The sequence below is a fragment of the Pseudomonas congelans genome (assembly GCF_900103225.1).
In the GTDB taxonomy this organism is placed as follows: domain Bacteria; phylum Pseudomonadota; class Gammaproteobacteria; order Pseudomonadales; family Pseudomonadaceae; genus Aquipseudomonas; species Aquipseudomonas congelans.
The window spans coordinates 106500-120701 of record NZ_FNJH01000007.1; the positions used below are offsets into that span (position 1 = coordinate 106500).

The following is a 14202-nucleotide window of genomic DNA, read 5'->3' on the forward strand; positions in this document are numbered from 1 at the left end:
GCGCTTTTCGATCACGCGCCCTGCAGGCCGCCACTTTTTAGCGCGAACGCCTGTCCTTTGCAGGCTTTTCCCGGGATGTGCATTGAGTATCACTTGGCGTGCGAAGACCCCTTGGTCGTTTCCGTCAAGTGCTACCGAACTGCTCATCGAACTGCGCATGCGGAGGCTTGGCTGTCGCAAACAGGTACGTGGGTCGCAGCCGGTTAGACGCTTCGCGACGTCGTTTTCAGATGTTCTTGAATGAGCGATCAAATTCCGGCATGGGATTTGCGATGTCATTACAAAGCTCTGCAGTAACGGGGGCTACAAGAAGAGCCTGTTCTGGGGCCAACCATTGCCATATGAGAGGAGATAGTGTGATGACATCGTTCAATCAAGGGACTCAACCCCAGAACCGCGCGCCACAGTCCATCGGCTTTCTGCTGCTGGATAATTTCACCCTGATCTCCCTCGCATCGGCGGTAGAGCCCCTTCGCATGGCCAACCAGTTGTCGGGCCGCGAGCTGTATCGCTGGACCACGCTGAGTCTCGACGGCGGCCAGGTGTGGGCCAGCGATGGTCTGCAGATCACGCCGGATGCGGCGATGCACAAGGCGCCTTTGCTCGACACGGTCATCGTCTGTGGCGGTGTCGGTATCCAGCGCTCCGTCACGCGTGAACATGTCAGCTGGCTCCAGAGCCAGGCACGTCAGTCGCGTCGTCTGGGCGCCGTGTGCACCGGCAGTTGGGCGCTGGCGTGCGCGGGTTTGCTGGACGGTTTCGAGTGCAGTGTGCATTGGGAATGTCTGGCGTCGATGCAGGAAGCCTTTCCGCGAGTGTCCATGAGCACCCGGCTGTTCACGCTGGACCGCAACCGTTTCACCAGTTCAGGCGGCACCGCACCACTGGACATGATGCTGCACCTGATCAGTCGTGATCATGGGCGCGAGTTGTCGGCAGCCATTTCCGAGATGTTCGTCTACGAGCGCATTCGCAACGAACAGGACCACCAGCGCGTGCCGCTCAAGCACATGCTGGGTACCAATCAGCCGAAGCTGCAGGAAATCGTGGCGCTGATGGAAGCCAATCTTGAAGAGCCGATCGATCTTGACGAGCTGGCTGTGTATGTCGCCGTTTCGCGCAGGCAGCTGGAGCGGCTGTTCCAGAAATACCTGCACTGTTCGCCATCGCGCTATTACCTGAAACTGCGCCTGATTCGCGCCCGACAACTGCTCAAGCAGACACCAATGTCGATCATCGAAGTGGCCTCGGTGTGCGGCTTCGTATCGACGCCACACTTCTCCAAATGCTATCGCGAATACTTTGGCATCCCGCCACGTGATGAGCGCGTAGGGTCCAACACCGCACAGCAGGTCGCCATGATGCCAATCCCGCAGGCCCTGGTGCTTGCCCCGTTGTCAGGGCCAATGTCGGCCTTGAGTCAGGCGCGTAATGAGTCGACGTTTGCGAGTGTGAGGCTGTAGCCGCCCAGCATCGTCAAGAGGACGCGGAGCGTCCAGAAAGGCATGCGACGCAGAGCGTCGCACGATAGTTGCGATCATCATTCCGCACGCTCCAGCGTGGGAATGCAGGTCTCGACGCTCTGCGTCGCAAGAGGACGCGGAGCGTCCAGAAAGGCATGCGACGCAGAGCGTCTCACGATAGTTGCGATCATCGTTCCGCACGCTCCAGCGTGGGAATGCAGTTCTCGACGCTCTGCGTCGCAAGAGGACGCGGAGCGTCTGGAAAGGCATGTGCCGCAAGCGTCGCACGATAGTTGCGATCATCGTTCCGCACGCCCCAGCGTGGGAATGCATTTCGCGACGCACTGCGTCGCCAAGAGGACGCACAGCGTCCAGAACTGCATGCCAACGCGGAGCATTGGCATGAGAGTCAGGTACCTGTCTGTAATCAAAGCGCGAAGCGCGAAACCATGCCGTTGAGGTCGATTGCCAGGCGTGACAGCTCGGTGCTGGCTGCGCTGGTCTGGTTGGCGCCGTTGGTGGATTGTGCCGACAGGTCGCGGATGTTGACCAGGTTGCGGTCCACTTCACGGGCGACCTGTGCCTGCTCTTCGGCGGCGCTGGCGATGACCATGTTGCGTTCGTTGATCTCTTCGACGGCGCTGTTGATGGTGTTCAGCGCCTGGCCCGCGCCCTTGGCGATGTTCAGCGTCGATTCGGCGCGTTCGGTGCTGTTGCGCATCGAGCTGACGGCCTGTTCCGTGCCGGTCTGAATGCTGCTGATCATGCGTTCGATTTCGCTGGTCGATTGCTGGGTTCGGTGGGCCAGGGCACGGACTTCGTCGGCGACGACGGCAAAGCCACGTCCTGCTTCACCGGCGCGTGCAGCTTCGATGGCGGCGTTCAATGCCAGCAGGTTGGTCTGGTCGGCCAGGCCGCGAATCACGTCGAGCACCTTGCCGATATCACGCGACTCATTGGCCAGGCTGATGATCAGCTCGGCAGTGCCTTGCACGTCGCCACTCATGCGCTCGATGGCGCTGACGGTTTCCTGCACCAGGTCGCGGCCATCGCCTGCAGAGGTCGCCGCGCTGCGCGATGCCTGCGAGGTGCTGGTGGCGTTGCGCGCCACTTCTTCCACGGCGCTGGTCATCTGGTTGACCGCGGTGGCTGCCTGTTCTATTTCATCGTTCTGCTGCACCAGCCCGCGTGCGCTTTCGTCAGTAACGGCATTCAGCTCTTCGGCTGCCGAGGCCAGTTGCGTGGCCGAGCCGGAAATACCCTGCAAGGTATCGCGCAGCTTGTCCTGCATGGTCTTCATGGCCAGCAGCAGACGACCGGCTTCATCGGTACCGTCGATACTGATCGGCCGGGTCAGGTTGCCTTGCGCGATGGTCTCCGCCGCAAGCAGCGCGGTGGCGATCGGCGTGGTAATACTTTTGATCAGCATCCAGGCAAACACCAGGGTCAGCAGGGTGGCTGCGATCAGCAGTCCGATCACCATGTTGAATGCCGAGTCATACTCGATGGAGGCCTGTTCTTTGACCGCATTCAACTGCGCCGTATTGATATCCACCAGCTTGCGCAGCACAACGTTCATCTGGTCGGAGTTGCTGACCATTTCGTTATTGAGCAAGCCCTGCAATTCGTCGATGTTGTTCGCGCGGGTCAGCGTTTTCAGGCGGTCTTCAAGCTGGCGATACTGGCCCAGCAACTGCACGTACTGGCTATAGAGATCGCGCTCGTCGGAAGTGCTGATCAGCTTCTCGTAAATGGCCTGAGCGTCGGTGATCTGCTTGTTGCGCATCGCCATCAGCTCGATGGTTTTCTGCTGGGTTTCCGGATCGCGGTTGACCAGCAATCGGTAGGACAGCACCCGCAGGCGAATACTGACTTCAGCGAAGCGATCGAGGCTCTTGATGCTGGGCACATTGTTGTCGGCCAGCACTTCGGTTGCGCTGCGGATCTTGCTCATCTGTGACAGTGCAAAGACGCCCAGAATCAGCATGAGGGTGCCGATCATGGCAAATCCAAGAAACGCTCGGGGCGCGATGTTCATATTTCGCAAGGACATAGAAAGCTTCCAGGGTCATTGACGCGTTCCATGCGATTTAGAGACGGGGATAAAGCCGTAAGTGGGGTGCCTATCGGACGTGCGACTGAAGTCTTGAGCCGATAGGCACGTATCGCATGTGCCTTAATCATGACGATTTCTTCATTTCTTTCGCGGATCTGGCGCAACCCATTGAAAAGACGGGGTGGGGGCTTTTTTCGCGATGGCAGTCCGCCCAATGGCTGCGCGCATTTGTCGCAGTTTCAGACGGTCTGACGAACAGCAGGAACCGGATACCGAATAAGGAGTCACAAGCCCCCTACGCGTCTACGTTATCGATGTGTCGATGTGATGACAGAGCGGTGAGCGCTGGTATGCGCAACGACTTTTCTTTATCGTACGCGCCCGTTGAAATTTGCTCGAGAAATCAAAATGTTGGAAGCCTCCCTTAGCCAATTGGAACAACTTGTCGGCGATCTGGTACAGCAGAACCAGGCCCTTCAGGAAACAAATGCACAGCTCGGTGCCGAGCTGGCAAAAGCCAAGGACGAGAACGAGAACTTGCAACTGAGTCTGATGGAGCAGGAAGAGAAGCATGGCAGTACTGCCGCACGCATCCAGGCACTGGTTGATCGCGCGACCAGCGCAAGTGCTGTCGGCGCATGAACGTCGATGGCAGCGGGGTAACCGTTCTCACCATTCTGGGTAATGAGTACTCGGTCAAGGCGCCGGCTGGCGAAGACCTGACCCTCATGAAGGCCGCGGCGATGCTCAATGCATCGCTGGCCGACACCAAGCGTAAATACCCGACGTTGATCGGTGATCGTCTACTGGTCCTCGCCGCGCTGAACCTTTGTTCGCAGCAGATCGAGCTGGAGCAACTGCACAAGGTCGAACTCAAGCGCTACCGGGAGCAGGTCGAAGCGACGGTGGATGTGATCGCCAAGACCATCGCCCCGAACTGAACGTGAGGCGCTGACGCAGTCGCAATCAGAACGAGTGCGACTGTCTGCGCCTGCGCCATTGCCCGAGTGCTTCCTCCAGCCGCAAGGGGCTGTCGATCTGCTGACGACGGGCGTGGCTGAACAGGATCAGCGCCAGTTCTGCGGTGACCAGCGCATCGGCGCTGGCGTGGTGACGCTCTTCGGCATGCAGGCCAAAGAAACGGGTCCAGTCATCCAGCCCTGCATGACGCAGGTTGGCGTGTTCGCATAGCATCGGGGCTATTTCGGCGGCGTCGAAAAACGCATGCTGCAAGCGATAGCCCAGGCTTTCTTTCAAGGCGCGTGACAGCATGTGCTGATCGAATGGCGCATGAAAGCCGAGAATCGGGCTGTCACCGACGAACTCCATGAAGTCCAGCAAGGCTTCGACCGGCTCACTGCCCGCGGCAATCGCACTGGGCGCCAGCCCGTGAATCAGAACGGCCGGACTGACCTTGTGGTCGACGCGCAACAGTGTGCGCTCGAACTGCTGGCCCAGATCGATGGCGCCGTCTTCAATCACCACCGCACCAATGGACAGCACCTGATCACGGTTCATGTTCAGGCCGCTGGTTTCCAGGTCCAGCACTACCCAGCGCTGTTCACGCAGTGACGTGGCGCTGAGCTTCGCGCAAACCGGCAGTCGTTCGAGACGATCCAGTTGATGCGCGTGCAAAGGTGTTTTTTTCGGCCGTGGTTTGAGCCATTCGAACAGATTCATAGTTGATAACGCAGGGTCAGGCTGGTTTGCAATCGCTGCGCCTGGCGAAACGATTCGCGCAGAATGCGCCGGTCCAGATGGTTGAGTGTGTCGGGGGCGATGCGGTTGGAATAAGCCAGATTCTGGCGACTCTGCAGTTGGTGCTGCTGCATGCGGGTCTGCTGAATGAAGTGATAGGCCTCCTCATACGCGGCGCCATCCAGCGGGTCGATAACCTCACGCTCGACTAACTGGCGCAGACGTTCCTGCGTGTTGTTGACGTCAATACCGTTGGCCAGCGCCAGCAGGCGCGCACCGTCGACGAAGGGCGTCAGGCCTTCGACCTTGAGGTCCAGCGTATCCTTTTCACTGCCTTTGCGGGCCAGCACGAAATCCTTGAAGCGACCCACTGGCGGACGCTGGCGCAATGCGTTGTCGGCCATCATGCGCTGGAACAGCCGATTGTCTGCGACCTGATCAAGAATGCCGCGGCGCAGTTGCTCGCAGCCGCTTTCATCCCCCCAGACCACGCGCAGATCGAAATAGATACTCGAGGCCAGCAGGTTCTCCGGCGTCGCCTCGCGAATAAACGTCGAGAAGCGCTGTGACCATTCGAGTCGGGACAGGCACAGGTCGGGATTGCCGGCCATGATGTTGCCCTTGCACAGGGTAAAACCGCACTGCGCCAGGCTCTGATTGATGCGTTCGGCAATCGGCAGCAATACTTTGCGAATCTGCTCCGCCTCGGCTGCATCACGCGCTTCGAACAGAATGCCGTTGTCCTGATCGGTATGCAGCGTCTGCTCGCGACGGCCTTCGCTGCCAAAGCACAGCCAGCTGAATGCGATGCCGGGATCGCCTTTCTCTGCAAGCGTCAGCTCTATTACCCGGCATACGGTGTGGTCGTTGAGCAGGGTGATGATCTGGGTTATCTGGGTCGAAGACGCGCCATGGGCGAGCATGCGATCAACCAACTGGACTATATCGCCCCGCAAGCCGGCGAGCGCTTCGATGCGTGGCGCGTTGCGAATGGTCCGCGCCAGGTGCACCAGGTCGACCCGTTGCAGGGAAAACAGGTCCCGCTCCGACACCACGCCGCACAAGCGTCCGTCCCGAACCAGGCACACGTGGGCGATATGACGACCGGTCATGGCGATGGCTGCGTCGAACGCACTGGCGTCGGGGCTCAGGTGGAACGGTGACAGGCTCATGGTGTGACTGACCGGTGCGCTGAAGTCGGCATTCACATCGGCAACCGCCTCACGCAGGTCGCGCAGGGTAAAAATACCCAGCGGCGCCTGCCGCTCGTCGACAATCACGATGCTGCCGACTTGCTGCTCATGCATCAGCTTCACGGCGTCGCGCATCGGCGTTTCCGGGCTGCACATCACCGGATGGCGCATGGCAAGTTCACCCAGCCGGGTGTTCAGAGAGTACTGCGTGCCGAGGGTTTCGACGGCGCGCTGCTGGACCTGTTGATTGACTTGATCGAGCAGGCTGCTGACACCGCGCAGGGCAAAGTCGCGAAAGGTTGTGGAGAGTGCGAACAGTTTGATGAATGCCTGCTTGTTCAACTGCAGGCAGAAGGTGTCCTCGGCAGCCAGATGCTCGGTGCGAGTGGCACGCTCGCCCAACAGTGCGGCGAGCGGAAAACACTCGCCCGTGGTTATTTCAAATGTCGTTTCCGTAACGCCTTTGGCAGAATGCGGACGCTCGCCGACGATGCGCCCTTGCTTGACGATGTAAAAGTGCTCCACCGGTCCGTCGCCAGGCTTGATGATGCTTTCACCGCCTGCGTAAAACCGCAGCTGACACTGCTCGACCAGATACGCCAGATGAGCGTTTTCCATCTGATTGAATGGCGGGAATTTTTGCAGAAACTGCATGGTGCCGTGTATGTTCTGCAGCACGGCTGTCTTGCCTGCCTGGGTGAAAGCATCTGCCTTGCTCATGGCCTGTTCCGCGTTCTTGTTATTGGTGCTCATGGTCGGCCGCTTGCAGCCAGGTGCCCATTGGACGTAAGTCTTACCTTGAACCCGGTGACACCGCCGTGCCGGTTGCGGCATAACTGATTTGACGAGCGCAATGGATTGCGAGCGAAGATTGGCCAGGATGCCGACGAAATGCATCGCAGATTGACCCGTATCTGCTGTCGGATTAGTTCAGGGAATGATGAGACTGCAATGATTGACCACGATATTCTGAGCGACGATGAGCGCGATGCCCTCCATGAGGTCATGCTCACGCCCGACCGCAGCGCCCCGCAACGGGTCCTGATCGTCGATGACGACAGCGACGCGCGCGAACTGTTGGCCGAAATTCTGAGCCTCAATGACATCAGCTGCATGACCGCGCCCGGTGGCGATACTGCGCTGCAGATGATCCACTCGCGTCAGTCCATTGGACTGCTGATCACCGACTTGCGGATGGCTCCTTTTGACGGGCTGGATCTGATTCGCAAGGTTCGTGAGTCGGACCGCGCCGAACTGCCGATCATCATCGTTTCCGGCGACGCCAATGTGCGCGATGCCATCGATGCCATGCACCTGAACGTGGTGGACTTCCTTCTCAAACCGCTCAATACCAGGCAGTTGGTGAAGCTGGTCAAGCGGGAGTTGGGGATGAACTGAGGCGGTGAGCCGTTGCAGGTTCTGGTCCTTCAAGGACCAGAACCTGCAAGGAGGGTGTGCGACGCGTTACAGGCCGTTGATGGCCTTGAACTCTCGACGGCGACGGTGCAGTACCGGCTCGGTATAGCCATTAGGCTGTCGGATGCCTTCGATGACCAGTTCGACCGCCGCCTGGAAGGCGATGTTGCTGTCGAAGTCCGGTGCCAGCGGGCGATACAGCGGGTCGTTGGCGTTCTGGCGATCCACCACCGGAGCCATGCGCTTGAGACTCTCAAGCACCTGAGTTTCGCTGACGACACCATGACGCAGCCAGTTGGCCATGTGCTGGCTGGAGATACGCAGCGTGGCGCGGTCTTCCATCAGGCCGATGTCGTTGATGTCCGGCACTTTCGAACACCCCACCCCCTGATCGATCCAGCGCACTACATAGCCAAGAATGCCCTGCGCGTTGTTGTCCAGTTCGTTCTGGATTTCTTCCGGCGTCCAGTCAGTGTTTGGCGCAAGCGGAATGGTCAGAATGTCATCCACCGAGGCTTGCTCGCGCTGTGCCAGTTCGGCCTGCCGGGCGAACACGTCGACCTTGTGATAATGCAGGGCGTGCAACGCAGCGGCCGTAGGTGAGGGGACCCAGGCCGTGTTTGCACCCGCCAGTGGATGAGCGATTTTCTGCTCCAGCATCGCCGCCATCAGGTCCGGCATGGCCCACATGCCTTTGCCGATCTGTGCGCGACCTTGCAGGCCGCATTTCAGGCCGATGTCGACGTTGGAGTTCTCGTAGGCAGTGATCCACTTCTCGGCTTTCATCTGTGCCTTGCGCACCACCGGACCCGCTTCCATGGAGGTATGGATTTCGTCACCGGTGCGGTCGAGGAAACCGGTGTTGATGAACACCACACGCTCGCTGGCGGCCTGAATGCAGGCTTTGAGGTTGACCGTGGTGCGGCGCTCCTCGTCCATGATCCCGACCTTCAAAGTGTTACGCGGCAAGCCCAGTACCTGCTCGATACGCTCGAAAAGTTCGTTGGTGAATGCAGCTTCCTCCGGGCCGTGCATCTTCGGTTTGACGATGTACATCGAGCCGCTGCGGCTGTTGCTGCGCGAGGTGTTGCCCTTGAGGTTGTGGATCGCGGCGAGGCTGGTCAGCAGGCCATCGAGAATGCCTTCCGGCACTTCATTGCCATGCTTGTCGAGGATCGCATCGATGGTCATCAGGTGGCCCACGTTGCGAATGAACAACAGCGAGCGCCCGTGCAGGGTGACTTCGCCGCCCTCTGGCGTGGTGTAGACGCGGTCCGGGTTCATGGTGCGGGTAAAGGTCTCTCCGCCCTTGGACACCGATTCGGCCAGATCTCCCTTCATCAGGCCCAGCCAGTTGCGGTAGACAACCACTTTGTCGTCGGCATCGACGGCGGCGATGGAGTCTTCGCAGTCCATGATGGTGGTCAGCGCGGCCTCCATGAGAATGTCTTTCACGCCTGCCGGATCGGTCTGCCCGACCGGGCTGGCGGCGTCGATCTGCAGTTCGAAGTGCAGGCCGTTGTGCTTGAGCAGCAAGGCAAACGGTGCCAGGGCATCACCTTGAAAGCCGACCAGTTGGGCGTCATCGTGCAGGCCGGTATTGCTGCCACCCTTGAGACTGACGACCAGCTTGCCGTCGATCAGCTTGTAAGCCGTCGAGTCTGCATGTGAACCTGCTGCCAGAGGCGCAGCCTGATCGAGAAAGGCGCGAGCGAAAGCGATCACCTTGTCGCCACGCACCTTGTTATAGCCTTTACCTTTTTCCGCGCCGCCTGCTTCGCTGATGGCGTCAGTACCGTAGAGCGCGTCATACAGCGAACCCCAGCGGGCGTTCGACGCATTGAGTGCGAACCGGGCGTTCATCACCGGCACAACCAGTTGCGGGCCGGCCATGGTGGCGATTTCTTCATCGACGTTTTGCGTGGTGATCTGGAAGTCCGCTGCTTCTGGCAGCAGGTAGCCGATCTCCTGAAGGAAGGCTTTGTAGGCCGAGGCGTCGTGAGCCTGTCCGGCATGCGACTGGTGCCAGGCGTCGATTTTCGCCTGTAACTCGTCACGTCTGGCGAGCAGTGCCTTGTTCTTTGGCGCAAGGTCGTGGATCAGTTTGTCCGCACCGGTCCAGAACGCAGTGGCATCGACGCCGGTTCCGGGGGTGGCTTCGTTCTGCACGAAGTCGAACAGGACTCTGGCGACTTGCAGGTCACCGACTTGAACGTACTCAGTCATTGCACTTGCCTCACTCTGCTCAGCAGGGTCGAGCACACTCGGGGAGCGCTCTGTTATTGATCTTGGTGCCATGTAGTGCGCGATTCGGGATACTACATGAGCTGCCTTCGCGTGAAAACGTCGCTGAATATGTCACTAAACGACCGGATATTCATATCGGGTCACGATGATATTCACCGTGTTCCCAAAAGCGCTCAGGATTGTTCCATAAAGCGTGGCAAACGGTACACGATTTACCGCGAGCGAGCTGCCCCTCGGGCATGCCTATACTGGTAAGACCGACGCTGTCTCCAAATCACCTGTGCAGAAAGAGGAATTGACCGTGGATCATCTCGTCGTAACGCTGGTTGCTCCCGACAAACCGGGTCAGGTCGAACGCATCTCGCAGTGCATTGCCGAGCATGGCGGCAACTGGCTGGAAAGCCGCATGTCGCGCATGGCCGGGCAATTTGCCGGGATTCTCAAGGTAGGCGTCGAGGCAGAAAAGTATGACGATCTGATCAATGCCCTGAACGGCCTGTCAGCTCATGGCATCCGCATGTTATTGGCTGAGAGCGTGGTCGAGACGTCCGATACTACCCGCTTGATCAGCATGGAACTGGTCGGCAACGACCGCCCCGGCATCGTGCGCGACATCACCCGCTTGCTGGCCGGGCAGGGCGTCAACGTCGAACACCTGATCACCGACGTAGCCCCTGCGCCCATGAGCAGCGAACTGCTGTTCCATGCCGAAGCAGTGTTGGGCGTCCCGCAGGACTTGTCACTGGATGACCTGCAGATGGCGCTGGAGACCCTGGCGGATGATTTGATGGTGGAGTTGGTGCTGGGAGCCAAGGAGTAAGTCCGACGACTGGTTTTATTCAGTTGTGGACTGCTTCTCGCTCTGGTACCAGCCTGACTTCTACACGTTGCCCCAGCGCTCTTGCTGCGCTGGCCAGCGTCGCAAGAGTCATTCCTGGATCGTTTTGATCCAGAGCCCTGTCCACTGCCGTCCGGCTTGTGTGCATACGCTCGGCAAGGGCCTTCTTGGTCACCTTTTGCTGTTTCATGACTTCGGCGATCTGCCAAGAGATGACTCGCTTCAGAGCTGCGGCAGAAACCTCCTCGGCAAAACCTTGCTCGGCAAGGAAATCATCGAAATCGGAGCCTATGTGCTCGCTCATTACCTTTTCCTCTTCAGTGCTGCCTTGCGCTGTCTGGCAGTTTCCAGATCAGACGCGGGAGTTTTTTCACTTTTCTTGATGAAGCCATGAAGCAAAACCATTGTGCGGGCTTCGACGGTAAACAGTACTCGTGCAATCTTTTCCTTCAAATCAATTCTGACTTCCCAAAGGTCTGGCTCCATTTTACGGACCACAGGCATACCTATTGGCCATCCGAACTGGACCGTCTTGATGTCAGTGCCGACTGCCTTACGATCGTCGCGTGGCAGATCGATCAGCCATTCACGTACAGGTTCATTGCCTGATTCGGTCCGGAAAAACTTGACGGTCAAAGTGGGTGGGAGATTACTCATATTTGGAGTGTACCAAAAAATGTGCATAATTCAATGCTTGGAAAGGTATCCCGGGTTATCCAAGTTAATCGTGCACCTGCCTGTGGATAACCTGGGGGAATAGCCTTGCGCGCCATATCAGCTGCGGCTTCGCGGGATCTGATCAAAAAACCAGCAGTTTCAAGGGCTTGTGCACAGATAAGGTGAGTCTGCCTGTGGATAACCCTTGGAGAACCTCTTGCAGGCCACGGTCGACGTGGCCTGCGAGGATCTGTGTGTTTTTTGATCAGCTACGGCCGCGGGATTTCAGCCAGATATCCACACTGTAGATGGCCAGCCCCGTCCAGATGAAAGCGAAGGTGATGATGGTGCTGGTGGTCAGGTGTTCGCCATACAGCAGCACAGCCAGTAGCAGAACCAGTGTAGGCGCGATGTATTGCAGGAAGCCCAGGGTGGTGAAAGGCAAATGGCGAGCGGCGGCGTTGAAGCACACCAGCGGTACCAGCGTGACCGGGCCGGCGGCGGCGAGCCAGATGGCTTGCGTGGTGGTCCAGAATTCCGGTTGCGCGCTTACGGCCATCGGGTTCAACGCGAGCCAGATCAGCGCCAGCGGCACGAGCATCCAGGTTTCCACCACCAGGCCGGGCAGGGCGGCGACCGGTGCTTTTTTACGGATCAGCCCGTAGAACGCGAAGGTCAACGGCAGTGCCAGCGACACCCACGGCAGGCTGCCAACGTGCCAGACCTGCTGTGCGACACCCATCGCGGCGAAGGCGACCGCCAGCATTTGCAGGCGTCTGAGGCGTTCGCCCAGCAGCAACATGGCGAGCAGCACGTTGACCAGTGGGTTGATGTAATACCCGAGGCTGGCCTCCAGCATGCGTCCGTTGTTCACTGCCCAGACGTAGATGATCCAGTTGCTGGCGATCAGCGTGCCGCTCAGCGCCAGCACGGCCAGCCGTTGCGGGTTGTTGCGCAGGTCGCGCCACCAGCCGGGGTGTTTCCAGAACATCAGCACTATCGAGCCGAAGAGCGCTGACCAGAGCGCGCGGTGGATGATGATCTCGATGGCCGGAACGGCGGCGATGGCTTTGAAGTAGATGGGGAACAGCCCCCAGATGACGTAAGCACTCAGGCCCAGAATGTACCCGCGACGTGGATTGGCAGCTTGCATGGAGCGTCCCTTTAATACAGAAATTTCCGGTTTTATTATGCGGTGATGCGATGGATCGTTTGACTCCTGTTCACGCAGGTGCGCTGATTGTTATACACATATTCGACTGATTCACGCCAAGTGGAGCTGCTCAAGGGCGGACGCAGAGCGTCCAGAACGGCAGGCCCACGCGGAGCATGGGCACGATGGTTTCTCCCGAACACCTATCGTTCCTCACGCTCCAGCGTGGGAATGCCCTTTGTGACGCTCTGCGTCACCGGTTCTCGCTTCACCAAGGGCTTGAGAGTGTCCAGAACGGCGTGCTCTGGGTACTCCACGCAAGTGCGTGCAGCCAGCATCAAAACAACTTCAGCGGTTCTTCATTCAGTGCAGCCATCTGCTCGCGCAGGGCCAGGATATGGTCGCCCCAGTAGCGCTCGGTACCGAACCACGGAAAGCTGTGCGGAAACGCCGGGTCATCCCAGCGCCGTGCCAGCCAGGCGCTGTAGTGCATCAGACGCAGGGCGCGCAGCGGTTCGATCAGGGCCAGTTCGCGAGGGTCGAAATCATGAAATTCGTTGTAGCCGTCCATCAGCTCCGACAGTTGACCCAGACGCTCCTGGCGGTCGCCGGCCAGCATCATCCAGATATCCTGAACGGCAGGGCCAAGGCGGCAATCGTCCAGATCGACGATGTGGAACATCTCGTCGCGGCACATCATGTTGCCGGGGTGGCAGTCGCCGTGCATGCGGATGTTGGTGTGCGGTGTGGCCGCGTAAACGTCTTCGACACGTTTGAGCAGATCGCGGGCCACCGACTCGTAAGCCGGCAGCAGGCTGCGCGGGATGCAGTCGTTTTTCAGTAGAAAATTGACCGAATCATGGCCGAAGTTCTTCACGCCCAGTGCTTCACGGTGCTCGAACGGCTTGGTCGAGCCGACGGCATGCAGACGCCCCAGTAGCTGACCGAGGCGATACAGCTGATCAAGATTGCCCGGCTCCGGCGCTCGTCCACCGCGACGCGGGAACAGCGTGAAACGGAAACCAGCGTGCTCGAACAGGGTTGCGCCGTTGTGCACCATGGGCGCGACCACGGGCACTTCGACCTCGACCAGTTCAGCGGTGAAGCTGTGCTCTTCAAGGATGGCTTCGTTGCTCCAGCGCTGTGGGCGATAGAACTTGGCGATCAGCGGTTGGCCGTCTTCGATACCGACCTGGTACACGCGGTTTTCGTAGCTGTTCAGCGCCAGGATGCGGGCATCGCTGAGAAAGCCGATGCTTTCGACAGCATCCAGGACCAGATCGGGAGTAAGTGTTGCAAACGGGTGAGCCATGACTACTCCTGCGCGCAGCAGGTTGCCGCGTCGGACCGCTGATGGTAACGCAGACCGGTCCCGCTTCGCCAAACCCATCCCATTAAAGTGCTCAAGGGGTGGACTGTCACCAAACGGTCATCACCCAGTCGCGGTATAGCCATGTTTGCCGCTTAGAGTCGCCGTCAAT

General features: G+C 59.1%; 13 protein-coding genes and 1 pseudogene. 5 read left to right on the forward strand and 9 right to left on the reverse strand.

Annotation, left to right across the window (positions count from 1 at the left end):
* The first annotated feature begins 359 nt into the window (after window positions 1–359).
* Window positions 360–1463, forward strand: coding sequence for a choline metabolism transcriptional regulator GbdR (gbdR, locus tag BLR20_RS21110; protein WP_010435885.1), 1104 nt, complete (start codon window positions 360–362; stop codon window positions 1461–1463).
* Between the two features lie 427 nt (window positions 1464–1890).
* On the opposite strand, the gene BLR20_RS28525 is transcribed toward gbdR, so the two are convergent.
* Entirely contained in the window at window positions 1891–2763 is an 873-nt protein-coding gene (locus BLR20_RS28525; protein WP_412778643.1) for a methyl-accepting chemotaxis protein, read from the reverse strand.
* Window positions 2746–3516 (reverse strand): annotated as a pseudogene (locus BLR20_RS28530) (MCP four helix bundle domain-containing protein); the annotation flags it as partial. The pseudogene BLR20_RS28530 and the gene BLR20_RS28525, both read right to left, overlap by 18 nt.
* A 411-nt stretch (window positions 3517–3927) precedes the next feature.
* Between BLR20_RS28530 and BLR20_RS21125 the strand changes: the two are divergent.
* Window positions 3928–4161, forward strand: a complete 234-nt coding sequence (locus tag BLR20_RS21125; protein WP_003316169.1) for a hypothetical protein — start codon at window positions 3928–3930, stop codon at window positions 4159–4161.
* The gene (locus BLR20_RS21130) at window positions 4158–4460 is read left to right on the forward strand and encodes a cell division protein ZapA (protein WP_003316170.1); all 303 of its coding nucleotides are present in this window, start codon (window positions 4158–4160) and stop codon (window positions 4458–4460) included. The genes BLR20_RS21125 and BLR20_RS21130 overlap by 4 nt, the downstream gene beginning before the upstream one ends.
* 25 nt (window positions 4461–4485) lie before the next feature.
* On the opposite strand, the gene BLR20_RS21135 is transcribed toward BLR20_RS21130, so the two are convergent.
* Together BLR20_RS21135 and BLR20_RS21140 are read right to left on the reverse strand one after the other, a co-directional pair.
* Window positions 4486–5199, reverse strand: coding sequence for a 3'-5' exonuclease (locus tag BLR20_RS21135; protein ID WP_054994461.1), 714 nt, complete (start codon window positions 5197–5199; stop codon window positions 4486–4488).
* Window positions 5196–7130, reverse strand: a complete 1935-nt coding sequence (locus tag BLR20_RS21140; RefSeq protein ID WP_054994485.1) for a DUF294 nucleotidyltransferase-like domain-containing protein — start codon at window positions 7128–7130, stop codon at window positions 5196–5198. Before BLR20_RS21140 ends, BLR20_RS21135 begins: the two co-directional genes overlap by 4 nt.
* Before the next feature lie 231 nt (window positions 7131–7361).
* On the opposite strand from BLR20_RS21140, the gene BLR20_RS21145 reads away from it, so the two are divergent.
* Window positions 7362–7808, forward strand: a complete 447-nt coding sequence (locus BLR20_RS21145) for a response regulator (protein ID WP_010435570.1) — start codon at window positions 7362–7364, stop codon at window positions 7806–7808.
* Window positions 7809–7874: 66 nt separating this feature from the next.
* Here the strand turns inward: BLR20_RS21145 and BLR20_RS21150 are convergent, their stop codons facing one another.
* Window positions 7875–10052 (reverse strand): malate synthase G, encoded by a 2178-nt coding sequence (locus tag BLR20_RS21150; RefSeq protein ID WP_054994462.1) that lies wholly within the window; start codon window positions 10050–10052, stop codon window positions 7875–7877.
* 322 nt (window positions 10053–10374) lie between these two features.
* Between BLR20_RS21150 and BLR20_RS21155 the strand changes: the two genes are divergently transcribed.
* Window positions 10375–10893, forward strand: coding sequence for a glycine cleavage system transcriptional repressor (locus tag BLR20_RS21155; RefSeq protein WP_054994463.1), 519 nt, complete (start codon window positions 10375–10377; stop codon window positions 10891–10893).
* 19 nt (window positions 10894–10912) lie between these two features.
* On the opposite strand, the gene BLR20_RS21160 is transcribed toward BLR20_RS21155, so the two are convergent.
* From BLR20_RS21160 to BLR20_RS21175, 4 genes are all read right to left on the reverse strand, one after another.
* Entirely contained in the window at window positions 10913–11215 is a 303-nt protein-coding gene (locus BLR20_RS21160; protein ID WP_054994464.1) for a helix-turn-helix domain-containing protein, read from the reverse strand.
* The gene (locus BLR20_RS21165; RefSeq protein ID WP_054994486.1) at window positions 11215–11568 is read right to left on the reverse strand and encodes a type II toxin-antitoxin system RelE/ParE family toxin; all 354 of its coding nucleotides are present in this window, start codon (window positions 11566–11568) and stop codon (window positions 11215–11217) included. Before BLR20_RS21165 ends, BLR20_RS21160 begins: the two co-directional genes overlap by 1 nt.
* Before the next feature lie 265 nt (window positions 11569–11833).
* Entirely contained in the window at window positions 11834–12721 is an 888-nt protein-coding gene (gene rarD / locus BLR20_RS21170) for an EamA family transporter RarD (protein ID WP_010435578.1), read from the reverse strand.
* A 337-nt stretch (window positions 12722–13058) separates the two neighbouring features.
* The gene (locus BLR20_RS21175) at window positions 13059–14033 is read right to left on the reverse strand and encodes a serine/threonine protein kinase (RefSeq protein WP_010428370.1); all 975 of its coding nucleotides are present in this window, start codon (window positions 14031–14033) and stop codon (window positions 13059–13061) included.
* Window positions 14034–14202: the final 169 nt, after the last annotated feature.